This window comes from Moraxella cuniculi (assembly GCF_900637105.1).
In the GTDB taxonomy this organism is placed as follows: Bacteria; Pseudomonadota; Gammaproteobacteria; order Pseudomonadales; family Moraxellaceae; genus Moraxella; species Moraxella cuniculi.
Genome location: NZ_LR134343.1, coordinates 2,028,607 through 2,044,968 on the forward strand (window position 1 = coordinate 2,028,607; position 16,362 = coordinate 2,044,968).

Annotated in this window: 11 protein-coding genes; 3 read left to right on the plus strand and 8 right to left on the minus strand. The window is 43.1% G+C overall.

The features are described 5' to 3' along the window. Positions 1-171 precede the first annotated feature (171 nt). Complete coding sequence (locus EL162_RS09195) at positions 172-1,473, plus strand: homoserine dehydrogenase (RefSeq protein ID WP_076555963.1); 1,302 nt, start codon at positions 172-174, stop codon at positions 1,471-1,473. Positions 1,474-1,682: 209 nt separating this feature from the next. Here EL162_RS09195 and cysS read toward each other — a convergent pair whose 3' ends face one another. Continuing rightward, positions 1,683-3,089 (minus strand): cysteine--tRNA ligase, encoded by a 1,407-nt coding sequence (gene cysS, locus EL162_RS09200; protein ID WP_446030807.1) that lies wholly within the window; start codon positions 3,087-3,089, stop codon positions 1,683-1,685. 255 nt (positions 3,090-3,344) lie between these two features. Here cysS and metG point away from each other — a divergent pair, with 255 nt between their 5' ends. Further along, complete coding sequence (gene metG, locus EL162_RS09205; RefSeq protein WP_126331513.1) at positions 3,345-5,393, plus strand: methionine--tRNA ligase; 2,049 nt, start codon at positions 3,345-3,347, stop codon at positions 5,391-5,393. Between the two features lie 196 nt (positions 5,394-5,589). Here metG and EL162_RS09210 read toward each other — a convergent pair whose 3' ends face one another. After that, the gene (locus EL162_RS09210; protein WP_126331514.1) at positions 5,590-5,988 is read right to left on the minus strand and encodes an MmcQ/YjbR family DNA-binding protein; all 399 of its coding nucleotides are present in this window, start codon (positions 5,986-5,988) and stop codon (positions 5,590-5,592) included. 146 nt (positions 5,989-6,134) lie between these two features. On the opposite strand from EL162_RS09210, the gene dinB reads away from it, so the two are divergent. Continuing rightward, on the plus strand, positions 6,135-7,199 hold the full coding sequence (dinB, locus tag EL162_RS09215; RefSeq protein WP_126331515.1) for a DNA polymerase IV: 1,065 nt from the start codon (positions 6,135-6,137) through the stop codon (positions 7,197-7,199). A gap of 212 nt (positions 7,200-7,411) precedes the next feature. On the opposite strand, the gene EL162_RS10115 is transcribed toward dinB, so the two are convergent. From EL162_RS10115 to EL162_RS09240, 6 genes are all read right to left on the minus strand, one after another. Further along, entirely contained in the window at positions 7,412-8,134 is a 723-nt protein-coding gene (locus EL162_RS10115) for a DNA-methyltransferase (protein WP_197718975.1), read from the minus strand. A gap of 3 nt (positions 8,135-8,137) precedes the next feature. Further along, positions 8,138-9,193 (minus strand): DNA cytosine methyltransferase, encoded by a 1,056-nt coding sequence (locus tag EL162_RS10120; RefSeq protein WP_197718976.1) that lies wholly within the window; start codon positions 9,191-9,193, stop codon positions 8,138-8,140. Then, positions 9,193-10,380, minus strand: coding sequence for an HNH endonuclease (locus tag EL162_RS09225; RefSeq protein ID WP_126331516.1), 1,188 nt, complete (start codon positions 10,378-10,380; stop codon positions 9,193-9,195). The genes EL162_RS10120 and EL162_RS09225 overlap by 1 nt, the downstream gene beginning before the upstream one ends. Positions 10,381-10,382: 2 nt before the next feature. Beyond that, complete coding sequence (locus EL162_RS09230) at positions 10,383-13,223, minus strand: valine--tRNA ligase (RefSeq protein ID WP_126331517.1); 2,841 nt, start codon at positions 13,221-13,223, stop codon at positions 10,383-10,385. Between the two features lie 343 nt (positions 13,224-13,566). Then, on the minus strand, positions 13,567-14,433 hold the full coding sequence (locus tag EL162_RS09235) for an NAD-dependent epimerase/dehydratase family protein (RefSeq protein WP_126331518.1): 867 nt from the start codon (positions 14,431-14,433) through the stop codon (positions 13,567-13,569). Positions 14,434-14,449: 16 nt separating this feature from the next. Beyond that, positions 14,450-16,234 carry an Lnb N-terminal periplasmic domain-containing protein gene (locus EL162_RS09240; protein WP_170161448.1) on the minus strand — a complete coding sequence of 595 codons (1,785 nt, stop codon included), beginning with the start codon at positions 16,232-16,234 and terminating at the stop codon, positions 14,450-14,452. Positions 16,235-16,362 lie beyond the last annotated feature (128 nt).

A 16,362-nucleotide genomic window follows, 5' to 3' on the forward strand; every position in this document is an offset into this window, starting at 1 on the left:
ACCCAAGCCCCAAAGCTCTTCTTGGCTGGACGAAAAAGTGCCTGCTCATCATTTGTTTGTTGCAATGGCTTATTGGTATGTTTATGACGGTATTTGATTATGCCAATCAAGGCAAATTTTTGCTGTTAGGCTGATTAATCTTAAAGACTTTCCGACACAACGGAGCATTTTGTGAAAAACACCATCAATCTTGCCGTGCTGGGTCTTGGCACTGTCGGTACAGGCGTGCTAAATCTCATTAAGGACAATGCCAAAGAATTGGCTCGTAGAAGCGGTCATCATCTCAAGGTAACTTATGCTGGCACACGCCGTCAGCGTGATGATATTGACCCAACCATTCGCCAAACTGATGATTTGATGGCTATTGCCGCAGCAAGTGATGTGGATATCATCATTGAGGTTATTGGCGGTACAGACATCGCCTATGAAGTCATCACGCACGCCATTCGCCACAAAAAACATATTGTTACCGCCAACAAAGCCCTGCTTGCCAAGCACGGCAACGAGATTTTCCGCCTTGCCGAAGAACATGGCGTGCAAGTGCGTTATGAGGCGGCAGTTGCTGGTGGCATTCCCATCATCAAGGTTGTGCGAGAGGCTTTGGCGGCAAATAAAATTGACTGGCTGACTGGCATCATCAACGGCACGGGCAATTTTATCATGAGCGAAATGCAACAAAAAAATCGCAAATTTGATGAAGTGCTTGCCGAAGCACAAGCCCTAGGTTATGCCGAAGCTGACCCTACTTTTGATGTTGAGGGCATTGATGCCGCTCACAAGCTGTCATTACTTGCCTCGATTGCCTTTGGTATCCCTGTGCAGTTTGACAAAGTGTATTGTGAAGGCATTACCAAAATCAACCTGCAAGATGTCATCTATGCCAAAGATCTTGGCTACACCATCAAGCATTTGGGTTTTGCCATTCGCCGTGATGAAGGCATCGAACTGCGTGTTCACCCTGCCCTAATCCCTGCTGATGCCCTGCTTGCCAATGTCAATGGCGTAAAAAATGCCGTCATGATTGACGCTCATCCACTGGGGCAGTCTTTGTATTATGGCGATGGTGCTGGTGCTGGTGCAACTGCATCGGCAGTGATGGCAGATGTGATGGATTTGATTTATGTCATCAAAGCAGCCACCCCAAGCGATGTGCCACATTTGGCATTCATACCAGAAGAGCTGTCAGATACGCGTATTTTAAGCAGCGATGAGATGACCTGCGGCTATTATCTGCGACTGACTGTCAAAGACGAGCTGGGCGTGTTGGCAAGTGCCACGCGTATCTTGAGTGATAATGGCATTAATATTGATGCCATCTTGCAGCGTGATGCACACAAATCAGGGCTTGTGCCAATCATCATCTTGACACTGCCCGTTGTCGAAAAGCAAATGAATGCCGCCATCGCTCAAATTGAAGCACTTGCTGCCGTAACCGAGCCTGTGGTACGCATACGCCTTGAGAGTCTGGATTAATGCTCCCAAAAAGATGGTTATCACAACCATCTTTTTTGTTTCATTTAATTAACAAGCCTAGCATCAAGCCTTGCTTGGATTTATGGATAAATAAAAAATACCAAAACCACTTTGCCAAAGAATAAAGCACTGTTGGTTTTGGTATTTGTCTTTTATTGTGCATTGTGTTGTGTTTTGTTGGTAATTTTAATAACCAAACTTACAACAAATCAAATCCTACGCCAGCTGGTACCTGCACGGCTATCCTCCAGCTCAACCCCCAGCTGCTTTAGCTCATCACGAATGCTGTCCGCCAAGGCAAAATTCTTTTGTGATTTGGCAGTGGCACGCTGAGTGATTTTTTGCTCAATCTGCTCATCGCTTAGCCCTGCTTCGTTGCCGATTTTTGCCTGCAAAAATTCACTCGGTGTTGCTTGAGCGATATTTAGCACACTTGCCAAAGTCTTTAGGGTGCAAGCAAGATGAAGAGCCTCTGCCGTTTGTTCCGCCTTAATTGCACGGTTGATACTTGCCGCCAAGCCAAACAATACGCTGGTTGCTTTTGCGGTGTTAAAATCATCATTCATCGCCTCAATAAAAGCCTGCCCCGCTTGGCTTGCCCATGCTGCATTGTCAATAACAACCTTGCCAATGGCTTCGGCAGATTTGAGCGATTGGTACAAGCGGCTTAATGCCGTGTGGCTTTCTTTTAAGGCGGTATCAGAAAAGTTCACAGGACTGCGATAATGGCTGGATAACAAGAAAAAACGCACCGTTTCGGGGTGGAATTTTTCCAAAACTTCGCCAATGGTGAAAAAATTACCCAAAGATTTGCTCATTTTTTCGCCATCGATATTAATAAAACCCATGTGCATCCAATTGTTGGCATAGGTCTTGCCAGTTGCACCCTCGCTTTGGGCAATTTCATTTTCATGATGAGGAAACTGCAAATCATGACCACCGCCATGAATATCAAAAGTCTCACCCAAGCAGCAGGTACTCATCGCACTGCATTCAATATGCCAACCTGGACGGCCTGCCCCCCACGGGCTTGCCCAATGTGGCTCAGACGGCTTGGCAGATTTCCACAAAACAAAATCAAAAGGATTTTGCTTGTCATCACTCACCCCAACTCGCTCTGATGCACCTGCTTGCATTTGTGCCAGTTTTCGCTTGGAGAGCTTGCCATAATCAGCAAAACGCTCCACTGCGTAATACACATCGCCACCTGCACCTTGATAGGCGAGATTTTTGTCAATCAAGGTTTGAATCATCTGCTGCATAGCATTGATATGAAGCGTGGCTTTTGGCTCGGCATCAGGTGAGGCACAGCCAAGTTTTTGTTCATCTGCGTGCATTGCCTGAATGAATCTTTCGGTCAGCTGCGAGATGGTTTCGCCATTTTCATTGGCACGATTGATGATTTTGTCATCAATATCGGTGATATTACGCACATAATTGACCTCATAACCCAGCTGTCGCAACCATCGCACAATTACATCAAAGCCAACCATCACTCGTGCATGACCCATGTGGCAATAATCATAAACCGTCATGCCACACACATAAATACCCACTCGACCCGCCCGCATCGGCACAAATCTACGCTTGCTTGCTGTCAGCGTATCATAAAGCATAAGCGAATTTTGAGCAGCTGCCAAAGAAGTGCTGCAAATGGTTGCGTCTGTCATATTATTTTCCAAAACAATGCGATATCAGCAGCTATCATATCAAAATTTTGCCAAAAAATAAAAGGTCTGTACACAAAACTCCAGAAAGCCTGCAAAATTGCCACACAAGCATAGATTTTTGATGATTTTCATCGCGATATCAGGTATGATAAGCAGTTTAGCTATTTAAAATAATGATTTGTACAAGGGTTTGATTTTACCATGACTGCCAGCACCGCCAACCGCAAGATTTTAGTAACCAGTGCCTTGCCTTATGCCAACGGCCCAATCCATCTGGGGCATTTGGTTGAATATATCCAGACTGACATCTGGGTGCGTGCCATGAAAGCCATGGGGCATACCGTTACTTATGTGTGTGCCGATGACGCTCATGGCACCGCCATCATGCTAAAAGCAGAGGCCAACGGCATTAGCCCAGAGGAGCAAATTGCCACCGTCAAAGCCGCTCATGAGCAAGATTTTGCAGGGTTTTTTATTGATTTTGACAATTATTATTCAACGCACAGCCCAGAAAATGAGCAATTAAGCCAAGAAATTTATACCAAACTTGAAGCCGCAGGTTATATTTTTACCAAAGATGTTGAACAATTATTCGACACCAAAAAAGGGTTATTTTTGGCAGATCGCTTTGTCAAAGGTGAATGCCCAGAATGCGGAGCAAAAGACCAATACGGCGACAACTGTGAGGTTTGCTCAAGCACTTATAACGCCACCGAGCTAAAAAACCCCTACTCTACGCTAAGCGACAGCACGCCTGTCATAAAATCGTCCAAGCATTATTTTTTTGATTTGCCAAAATTTGACACTTTTTTGCAATCATGGACAAAATCAGAAGGCAGATTGCAATCAGCAATCTACAACAAACTTAGCGAATGGTTTCAAGCAGGGCTTGCCCCTTGGGATATCAGCCGAGATGCTCCTTATTTTGGCTTTAAAATTCCCAACACGCCTGCAGGTGAGCCTGATAAATATTTTTATGTCTGGCTTGATGCCCCTGTTGGCTACATGGCGAGTTTTAAAAACCTATGCAGTCGCACAGGTCTTGATTTTGATGAATATTGGCAAAAAGACAGCAGTACTGAGCTGTACCACTTTATCGGCAAAGACATTGTCTATTTTCACGCACTGTTTTGGCCTGCCATGCTTGAAGGTGCAGGATTTCGCACACCAACAGCCATCAATGCTCATGGATTTTTGACCGTAAATGGTGAAAAAATGAGCAAATCTCGTGGCACTTTTATCCAAGCGGCGACTTATCTTAACCACCTAAACCCTGAATATCTGCGTTATTATTTTGCCAGCAAATTATCAGCCAGCGTTGAGGATATTAACCTAGATCTTGATGATTTTATGCAAAAGGTTAATTCTGACTTGGTGGGCAAAGTGGTAAACATCGCTTCACGCTCGGCAGGATTTATCCACAAAAATAACGCTGGCAAACTCGCTCAGCACCTAGCAGAGCCTGTACTGCTTGAGGAGATTATCGCTTGTGGTGATGACATTGCCCAAGCCTATCAAGACAGAGAGTTTTCACGAGCAACTCGCCTAATTATGGCGTGTGCCGACAAGGCCAACGAATACATCGATGCCAACAAACCATGGGCATTGAACAAAGAAGGCAAAACAGATGAAGTGCAGGCAGTATGCACCGTTGCTTTGAATATTTTCCACAAGCTGATGATTTATCTATCACCGATATTACCCCAATTGGCAGAAAATGCACGACGCTTTCTTAATGTTGAGACACTGCAATTTGCGACACGCCATCGGCTATTGCTTGATCATCAAATCAATCCATTTAACCCCTTGATGAGCCGTGTAGAAAAAGACAAAATCAACGCCATGATTGACGAATCCAAAGACAGCCTAGCTGCAACCACTGCCAGCAATGACAACAAACAAGCAACACCCCAAGCGACCGCAGCCCACATCGGCATTGATGATTTTGCCAAAGTTGAGATGAAAGTAGCCCATGTGCTAAGCTGTAGCCGTGTTCAGGGGGCTGATAAGTTGTTACAGTTTTCTTTGGATATTGGTGAGGATAGCCCACGCAATGTCTTTAGCGGTATTGCCAAATTTTATGAACCCGAAACACTGGTTGGTAAAAAGGTGATTTGTGTTACCAATCTTGCTCCTCGCAAGATGAAATTTGGCATCTCTGAAGGCATGATTTTATCCGCCGAAAAAGAAGGCAAGCTCAGCGTTGTGCTACTGCCTGATACCATGCCCATCGGTGCAACGCTTGCCTAAAATTGCCAGCCTGTCAGCTTTGGCTGCTTGCATCATTTGACCGTGCTTGACTTGTGCAAGAAATACACTGCCATCATGGCAATCCACCCATCATGCTTTGCTGCTTGATGGGTGTTTTTGTCAAAGCAAACTCAATCAAGCCTGTGATATTATCATTAAAACACCAGTAGCTACTTGATAGTAAATTAAAATTTATTTAGATTTTTGTTTTTCTTAATAACTTCTTTGGCTTGGTCAAATCATAACTGCCATCAATCAGCAGCACCAGCTCATCAAACGGCACAGAGCCATCAAGCAGTATCGTCAGCCAATGCTGTTTATTCATGTGATAAGCAGGCAATATACCCTGTTGCTGCTGCAAAATCATCACCATATCAGGTCGGCATTTTATATTCAAAAAATCACTGCTGCCCAGCCTAGCAACCCCCAGTTTGTGATATTCAATATGACCAATCAAGGCAAACCATTTGCCCTTTTGTCCGCCACTGCTTGGGTGCCTAAGCACGGCATAATCGGGCAAATTTGCCCATAAATACTCGGCTGATACACCATACTGCGTAAGTGCATATGCAAAAATTTCTTGACGCTGATTCATCTACTATACCTATCGTAGCACCATGTTCATGCCCAAATCAGCACAGCCAAATCTGCGTACTGATGATTTTATTAACCATTTATCTTGTACATTGTGCATGACTGTGATATTTTATCAATTTACCAATCGCCATAGTACCACAACCCATGCACAAAATCATTCATATTGACATGGACGCATTTTTTGCCAGTGTCGAACAGCGGGATTGTCCACAATATCGTGGCAAGCCTTTGATTGTCGGTGGCGACCCCGATGGGCGTGGTGTGGTTGCTGCTGCCAGCTATGAGGCAAGACAGTTTGGCATTCGCTCGGCGATGAGCTGCCGTGATGCCAAAAAACGCTGCCCTGATGCGATTTTTGTTCGACCCAGATTTGAGGCATATCGTGCCGTCAGCCAGCAGATTTTATCACTGATGTATGCCATCACGCCACTGGTTGAACCGCTGTCTTTGGACGAGGCGTATCTTGATGTCAGTGAGGTCTGGCAGGCGTATGGTTCGGCAACCGCCCTTGCCAATGAACTGCGTGCCAAAATTTATCAGCAGACGGGATTGACCGCATCAGCAGGCGTTTCGCATACCAAAATGCTTGCAAAAATCGCCTCCGATCTTAACAAGCCCAATGGCATCACAGTCATCATGCCCGAGCATGCACAATCCTTGATTGACTCTCTGCCGATTGAGAAATTTCATGGCATCGGTCATGCCAGCAGCGAAAAATTGCACGCAATCGGCGTACATACAGGCAGACAATTACGACTGACACCGCTTGAGACTTTGGTGCAGTTATTTGGCAACAAACGGGGCAAATTCTATCATGATATCGCACATGGCATTGACACTCGTCAAGTCAAAGCCGAGCGTGTACGCAAATCTGTCGGCACCGAGATTACTTTTGGTGAGAATATTTATCGTGATGACATCTTGCTTGCCAAACTACAAGAGCAAACTCGTCAAGCATTTGGCAGGCTCTCCGACCGCAATCTACAAGCCCACACCATCACTTTAAAGGTTCGTTATGCTGATTTTAGCCAAATCACTCGCAGCCACTCGCTAAAGTCCCCTTATCAATCCGCCGATGATGCGTATAAATGGCTTAGCGAGCTGTTTCGGCAAATCCCACGCACTCAGCCAATTCGTCTTGTTGGCGTTACTTTTTCCAACCTACAAAGCCAGCAACAATCAACCCAGCTACTGCTCGATGGGCTATAGCTTGGGCTGGTGATTGTATTTTCGTTTGATGAAATTGGTTAAATGTCCAATTACCACACCTGTATAAATACTTAAAAAATAATACAAACTTCTCCAATACCAGAATGCCCTCTAAAAATAGACGATCGTCATGCTCCAGTATTGATATTATCGTACAAGTATATATTAGGGTGCTGGAGATAGGAAATACTAAGGGGTTATTAGGCTAGTAACTACATCAATCGCTGTTCAGCAATATTAAACCATTGCAATTCTTTTTCACAGCCAATAAATTGACGGTTTAAATTTAAGCAAGCAACACCTGTAGAACCTGTTCCCATAAATGGATCAAAAATGGTATCATGCTCATTGCTATGAATTTGGATGACTTCTTGCATAAGTGCAATTGGCTTCTGAGTGGGATGCAAAGTACGCTCTTTACCCAACAATGTCGGTGTTTGAAAAAAACCCCTTTGGTAAGGCTTATTGTTAGGTTTATTAAACACCCATTTGCTATTTTTTGATTTCACCGCCCAAATCATAAACTCCATATCTTGCACATATCTTCTATTAATATTTCTAGGCATAGGATTGGCTTTTTGCCAAATCATAACATCCTTGACCACACCCCCCAAGCTTTCAATCTTTTGAGTAATATGTGATATAAAGCGATAAGAGCAAAAAATAATCATTGAGCCATCCTTATTCAGCAATGGATATGCCAAATCCAACCAGGCTGTTAAATCAAAATTCCAGTCCCAATCACCAAAATCTAAGCCTTTACGCGGATTGTTCAATGTATGAAAATTGTTTTCTTGAGAAATTACATAAGGTGGGTCTGTTATAATGTGATTAACAAACTTACTTTGCTTTCGTAAGTTTTTCATAACCATAATACAATCATCGTTAAAAATTTTAATATTTTTCACTGGGCTGAATAATGATAGGTTTGACATAATTTATTCCATCAATTTCTTAATTGACTTAGCGATTTCAAAAGCCAATTTCGGTGGTACGGCATTGCCAATCTGTTTACACACCTCGGTCTTATTGCCATAAAAAATAAAATCATCTGGAAAGCTTTGCAAACGTGCAGCCTCTCTGGGTGTAATGGCACGATTTAATTCAGGATGTGAATTACAACCATTACTAGGGGTATCAAAACGGGTATCAATAGTGGGTGACACCCCTTGCCATTTTAGCCTTCCCCAAGTTGTATCGAATTTTTGGCGACCTTTTAAATGCTCAGGCAAGCTAGATTTACCACCTTCTGGTGGAATCATAGCTAATTTAGCAAGAGCAATTGGGCTATGATTTGTTGCTTGGTGATTATATAAATGGTGTGAATTTTTTCTCATTATCTGTTGATATTCAGATTCTGCAGATAATATATAATCTTGACAAAATTGCCCATCTCCGCTATTTAAAAAATGCAGATCGCTCATTGCTTGATAAACTGTTACATAAGGCTGTTGCTCTATACTGTGAAAATCAAATGGTTGTATTTTTGTTGCAATAATAAAAACACGCTCACGACTTTGTGGAATGCCGTAATTCTTTGCATTAAGCACCTGATATCGCACAAAAAAGCCCATTTTTTTTAAACCTGATAATATTTGATTTAAAAAATATTCATTAGTACGATTGGTAAGAGCTTTGACATTTTCCATAACAATAAATTCTGGATCAATTGATTTAACAATATCAAGGTATTCACGAAATAGGTAATTGCGATGATCTTCAAGACCTAATTTTTTGCCTTTTAAAGAAAAGCCTTGACAAGGAGGTCCCCCCAAAATACCGCGAATATTATTATCCTGAGCTATTTTTATAATTTCTTTTTTTACATCACTTGAAGTCAAGTCGCCACATAAAATTTGGCTATTTTTATGGTTTCTTTGATAAGTTTCTAGGGCTTGTGCATTAAGATCTACACCTAAAATAGTAGAAAACCCTGCTTGTTCAAATCCATAGGACAAACCACCTGCACCACAAAATAAATCTAGTATGTTCATTATCTTAATCTATCATAAATAAATTGAATACAATTGTTTTCATCAGTGAAGTTTAGGCAAAATTCTTTTGCTTTAGGGGCGTTAACTAAAATTGCACTAATTAATTGCTTTTGGTAAGTCTCATCGGCACGATTTTTAGTTAAAGCTCGATGGCAGGCTGGACAAAGCTTAACTAAATTATCAATTTGGTCAAGTGTATGATCTACCGAAAAAGAAATGACATGATGTATCTCTAAATAAAAACGCTCTGAATGGCGATATTTAAAGGTGCGACTTTCCAATGGGTAAATATTTTTGCAGCATGCACATTCATCATCAAAAAATGCCCGAACATACTGCACAATTCCTTGGTTCCTCTTGACTCTTTCATCAATCATTTCATCATAAACAAACCCTAATACTTTGCGTAATTGCTCTATTTCTCGTTCAGTATTTTGCTGATTTAAGACTTTATCTTTATAAAACATTAAGCGTTCAATAAAGGTCTTGCTTTCCCGGGCTATATTTTTTGTGATAATAAGTTCATTATTATGCAATAAAATATTTGCTTTAAACTTATTTACTTTTAACAAATCCTTTGCTAGATTATCATAAAAATAACGTAAGTTTATACGAAATTGAGTATTGCGTTCATTTTCACCCACGATAAATTGATATTGCAATTCTCTAAAGTTTAGATTTAATTGGCGTAAATCACTAATATTTGTGAGCAACTTAAATAAATGATCTAAATATTGGAAACTTACAATTTGACGTGGTAAATCTAAGCTATAAAAATTCAGCTTAAAGTCAGGGCTGCCACGCAAACCAAAAAAGGATAATAAAATTAAATTAGAAAAGTCATGATCGGATATTTGATGTTCTATACGCTTAATTTGAATATATTTATAGATTTGATTAAAAAACTCATCGCTTGGTAAATCGGTTTGGATAAAAAACTGATGTTTTGTTTTATTTAATTGAAATAACAATCCTGTAAAATCACATAATAGTTGATTATTTTCTTGATAAATAATCTCAGTTAATTCTACTGGAGAATATTTAGATGATTTATAAGATGATTCAATCACAAAGCCTATATCACAAGGCTTTGTATTGGCAAAAGCAACTAATAATGCCACCAATGTAGCATTATTGATAAAATCATCACAGCTCAAATTAGATTTTAAATAAGATGATTGTTGCATAACTATAAACTCTTAAGCTGATTCATATTCCCTTTCACCTTATCAATCTGCCCAATTAACTCAGCAAGTTTGGCTTTTTCTGCCTCCACCACCGCAGGCGGTGCTTTTGCCACAAAGCCTTCATTGGCAAGTTTACCTGCGATTTGGTCGTGCTGTTTGGTCAATTTATCCAGCTCTTTTTGCAGGCGACCAAGCTCGGCAGCAGGATCAATCAAGCCTTTCATCGGGACCAGTACCACTGCACTGCCAACCACCGCCGATGATGACAACGGTGCTTTTTCGCCAGAGGCAAGATAGTCAAGGCTTTCAACTTTTGCCAATGCCTTAAATAATGGCTCAATACGGACAATGGTATCATGCTCATTTTGGTTGATATTTTGTAGCAGAACGGGAAGTTTGACACCATTACCCAGCTTCATCTCGCCACGGATATTTCGCACCGCACCAATCAAACCCTGCAACCATGCCATGTCCGACTCAGCCTGTTCGCTGATTTTTTGCTCATCAGCCACAGGGAACTGGCTTAGCATGATGCTTTTGCCGCCTCGGTCAATCATTGGTGCAATCACCTGCCAAATCTCCTCCGTGATAAACGGCATCAATGGGTGAGCCAATCGCAATGCTACCTCCAGCACGGACAGCAACACACGGCGAACCTCCGCCTTTCTCTCCTCGGATACTTGCTCATCAGCCAGCACAGGCTTGGTTAATTCCAAATACCAATCACAATACTCATTCCAAATAAAGTCATAAATCGCCTGTGCCGCCAAATCCAAGCGATAGGTGTCAAATGCCAAATTTACCGCCTGCTCGCATTTTTGCAGTCGGCTGACAATCCATCGCTCAGGCAATTCCCACAAATCAGCGCGAGCTTCTTTGGCAATGGTTTTGCCCTCAACATTCATCAGCACAAAGCGTGTCGCATTCCAAATCTTATTACAAAAATTACGGTAGCCTTCAACGCGTTTTAGGTCAAATCTAATATCACGCCCCGTGTTTGCCAATGCACAAAAGGTAAATCGCACTGCATCTGTGCCAAAGGCTGCAATCCCTTCGGCAAATTCTTTGCGAGTTGCTTTTTCAATCTTGCTGGCATCTTTGGGATTCATCAGCCCTGTGGTGCGTTTGGCAACCAGACTCTCAAGGTCAATACCATCAATCAAATCCAGCGGATCTAGCACATTGCCTTTGGATTTGCTCATTTTTTGACCTTCAGCATCACGCACCAAACCATGCACATAGACGGTCTTAAATGGTACTTGTGGCGTGCCATCTTTGTCTTTGACAAAGTGCATGGTCATCATAATCATGCGAGCTACCCAAAAGAAAATAATATCAAAACCTGTTACCAGCACGCTGGTTGGGTGGAAATTTTGCAAAATTTCATTGTCAAAATCAGCATCAGTGCCCGTCCAGCCCAGCGTTGAAAAAGTCCACAATGCAGAGCTAAACCAAGTATCAAGCACATCTTCATCTTGGCGTAACGCCATATCGCCCAGCTGATATTTTTGGCGGACTTCCTTTTCATCGCGACCGACATAGACATTACCCACCTCATCATACCACGCAGGAATGCGATGCCCCCACCACAGCTGACGGCTAATGCACCAGTCTTGAATATCACGCATCCATGCCATGTACATATTGGTGTACTGCTCTGGTACAAATTTAATGCGTCCATCTTGCACCGCTTCGATGGCAGTTTTGGCAAGTGGTGCGATTTTTACATACCATTGATCGGTCAATAGCGGCTCAATCACCACGCCAGATCTGTCGCCATAAGGGCGTTTTAACTCATGCGGCTCAATTTTTTCCAAAAATTCATGTGTTGTCAAATCCTCAATAATCTTGGTGCGAGCATCAAAACGATCCAGCCCACGATAGGCAGCTGGTGCATTGTTGTTCATCGTACCATCAAGATTCATCAGATTAATGATTTCAATATCATGACGCTGACCAACTTCATAATCATTAAAATCATGTGCAGGGGTAATCTTTACACAGCCTGTGCCAAACTCTGGATCAGGATATTCATCTGCAAGCACAGGAATCACACGATCGGTAAGCGGCACATGCACCATCTTGCCCACGACAGCCGTATAGCGTTCATCATCAGGGTGTACCGCCAAACAGCCGTCTGCCAAAATGGTCTCTGGACGAGTAGTGGCAATGTGCATATATTTACCATCAAGGCTTAGCCCATTGGCATCTGTTTGTCCTGCCACAAAAGGATAGCGAACATGATACATAAAGCCTTTTTCATCACGGTTTTCTACTTCCAGATCGCTGATGGCAGTCTGTAGCTTAATGTCCCAGTTTACCAAGCGTTTGCCACGATAAATCAGTCCCTGTTCGTGCAGACGCACAAAAACCTCTTTGACAACTTGCGACAAATCCTCGTCCATCGTAAAGCGTTCACGCGACCAGTCAATGCTTGAGCCAAGCCTGCGAATCTGATTGGTCATCGTGCTGCCTGATTGCTCTTTCCATTGCCAAACTTTTTCTAGGAATTTTTCTCGTCCCAAGTCATGGCGAGAAATGCCCTGTAGCCCCAACTGACGCTCGACCACCATTTGGGTTGCGATACCAGCATGATCTGTACCGCCCTGCCAAAGCGTATTGCACCCTTTCATGCGATGATAACGAGTCAAAGCGTCCATGATGGTATTATTAAAGCCATGCCCCATGTGCAGACTGCCTGTTACATTTGGCGGTGGCAACACGATAGAAAATGACTGCTGCTTGTCGAAACTTGGGCGAAAATAACCATTCTCCTCCCAAGTTTTGTACCATTTGCTTTCAAAAGATGAAGGGTTGTAGACCAAAGACATCTGACTAGACATAAATTTTTAACCTTAAATTTTCAAGTGCATTCATCTGATAAGTTTTTAATCAGTTTAAATTGGCATTATCAAGCCTACCGACAAATCAGCCAAGCAAAACAACAACTATAGCAACCATCTGAAACGCTGTCAATTTTTCATTGAATAAAACTGCATAAATCACAGCAAATTATAACAAAGCCTTCGCCTGATGATAAAAATACACTGCACGCCTCCAGCAAGTAAATAAGTCAATAAGCCTTAATAGGTATGCCAATCTTTATCAGCCAAACGGTGTAGCATCATCAAGCCCATGCAAGAATAGTACATAATCATCATAAAATCAATATCATGCCAAAGTATTTCAAGGTACTTTTTTGTTGTGTTGCACGGTAAGATTTTTAATAATTTCATCATAGCCTGCCTGATAATTGGCGAATTGCAGCAGTCCAGTATCAATATTTGGTACGATTTTTTTGCCCGTTGGCGGGCTTATCATGCACACAGGTGGCAAAAACCCAAGCCTTGTTGCCAAAAATGCCAACAGCTCAAAACTGCTCACGCTCACCCCATCACAGGCAAGATAAATTGGCTTGGGCTGGTCGGTCAATACAATCTGGTAAAGCACATTTACCAAATCATCGGCAAAAATCCGATTGGTATAATGATGGCTTGGCACGCCGTGCTGATACGCTTGCCTTGCCTGATCGATAAGCCGTGTGCTGGCATGATGATAGATACCCGCAGCACGGACAATAACTGCTTTTTTGCCAAAGGCTTGTTGCAGTACCTTTTCGCTATCTAACAGTATTTGAGCGATGGGGGTGGTTGGTACAGCTGGCGTATTTTCGTTGATTGTCTCGCCTGCATTTTCACCATAAACTGCGGTTGATGAGACAAACAGCATCTGCTTTAGTCGATACTGCCAGCGACTGTCCGCCGCCAAATCGGCAAGATGACGGCATATCCGCCAGTAGCTTTCTTGGTAGGCTTGGCGATGGTTGGCGGTGGCTCTGGCTTTGTTTGGTGCGATGATGATGACAAGGTGCGTTACCCCCATCAGTTCGTCTGCCTGCAAGGCGGCAGCATCTTTTTGGTGCAAACAAATGGTAGGGTTGTCATATTGGTGATGGCTGCGAGCGACTGTATGCACCGCATAAGTATCAGCCAGTTTGAGCGATAAGGGCTTGCCTATGCGACCTTGACCAATGATGAGAAATTTTTTTGTCATAATTTGTCCTTATTCCTTAAAAATATCTGTATAGATACAGCATTGCCTGCTTGTTGCTTGCATCATTTAGCCGTTCGGCTTTGGCAGTCAGTCGCAGGGCATGGTTTGCTGACAAATCTTTTTGTACGGCAAAGCCCACTGTTGGCTGCATATAGCCAGAGCGATTTGACGAAGCACGGTCAGGGTGATAATAATAAGGCATATCAAGCTGTGCCATCATACGCACAGACTTTGTCAAATAAGACACGCAGCCAAGCGATGGCCCCAGAGCCAACCGATAGCCTTGATTGACACGCCCAAGTTGCATTTTGCCATCAAGCAGTGCATAGCAGACGGTATCGGCAAACTCACCACGATTGTCATCTGTCTTGCCAAATGCCCATGATTTTCCCCGCTGCACACCAACATCAAACACCAAGGCATCATCATTGGCAGGTGATGATGCGTCAATCACACGATGCAGCCGAATGCCCATGCCTGTTGCATAAGCCGCCTTGTCATCGCTGGCATTATTTTTGGCAGTATTGACAGGGTTTAGGCTACGCGTTGCAAACAAGGTAAAATCATCAAGTCTAGGTCTGTGATTATCAGCCCTGACCGTCAATGATAATAACTGCAAATCAAGCAGCTGACGAGTGCCATTTGGATTGTCAAGCAAATCCTGATAAGCTGCCGTCAATTGCACGCCATAGACTGCGTCATCGGCCTTCTTATCAAAGCCACCGCCAACACCAAAGCGATACACAGCATTAGCTTGGGTTGGGTTGTTATGATTTGGCAGCAACTCGGACAAATCACCACCACGATTCAGCCGAGCTTGACGAATGGTTGCTTGCGAAGGAATAAACCGCTCATCTGCCAGCATATTTTGTTGCTTTAGCACAAAAGCCATGCGTGCTGGTATCACCACCTTACCAACTGCTTTGCTTAGTTGTGCTTTGTCCCTGACAACATCAAGCAATCGCACAATTTCGGTGGCACAATTATCATGGGTGAAAAAATACGGCCGTGCCATGTCTTTAATTTCCCAAATATGCCGAATGATTTGCATGACCTCATCGGCAGTCAAGTCCAGCTCAAACTGCCACAAATCCCGCCCATCTTTAACCAGATAATCCTGTGCTTTTTGCTCATAGCTCATCATCTCCATCACGCCTGCATAGCCACCAAAGATGGACTTGGTGGTGGATTTGATGGCATTATCCGCCCTGTCGGTTGCCACGGTATAATTTATCGCCACAGCCTTAGAGTCATCAATCGTGTCTGCATCAGCACGCAACCAGACATGACCAAATGCCGAGGCGATATTATTGGGATTTTCTTCGGCAAATATCAGCGACAACCGCTTGGCATTGATTGTATCGGCAAACTGCCAAAACGCCTGACATGACGAGTCATCGACCCTCGTGTTAATCCCACGCTCTGCCAGCGATTGATTCAAAAAATACACCCGTGCCACAAACTGACAAATCGCCTGATTATCACGGTTTTGCATGGCGGTTAGCATAGCGACAAGCTCAGCTTGCGGATTTTTCTCACCCTCATCGCTCAAAAAGAACTTGGGATTTTGTACACGACTTTGATCGTTTTTGGTTGGCGTATCAGCAAATAACAGCAATCGCCGCCATGTGGTTGTCTTTGCCAATTGAGCCACTGTAGCATCATCAAGCCCAAACGGATTACCCAGCTGCTTCTTTGCAACTGTTGTCATCGCCCTAATGTCAGCTTGCTTGGACAATCCAGCCTGTACCTGTGCAGACAATGCCATACAAATAGCAACAATCGCTTTTAACCTTATCATAACTTGCCATTTATTCATATCATCACCCAGATGGAGCAATCAATGATACCCATCGCTAAGCTTAGTATCAGCCTTTGTTCAATCAAGGCATTATGCCAAAATTTATCACAAAAATCATGCGTCAATTG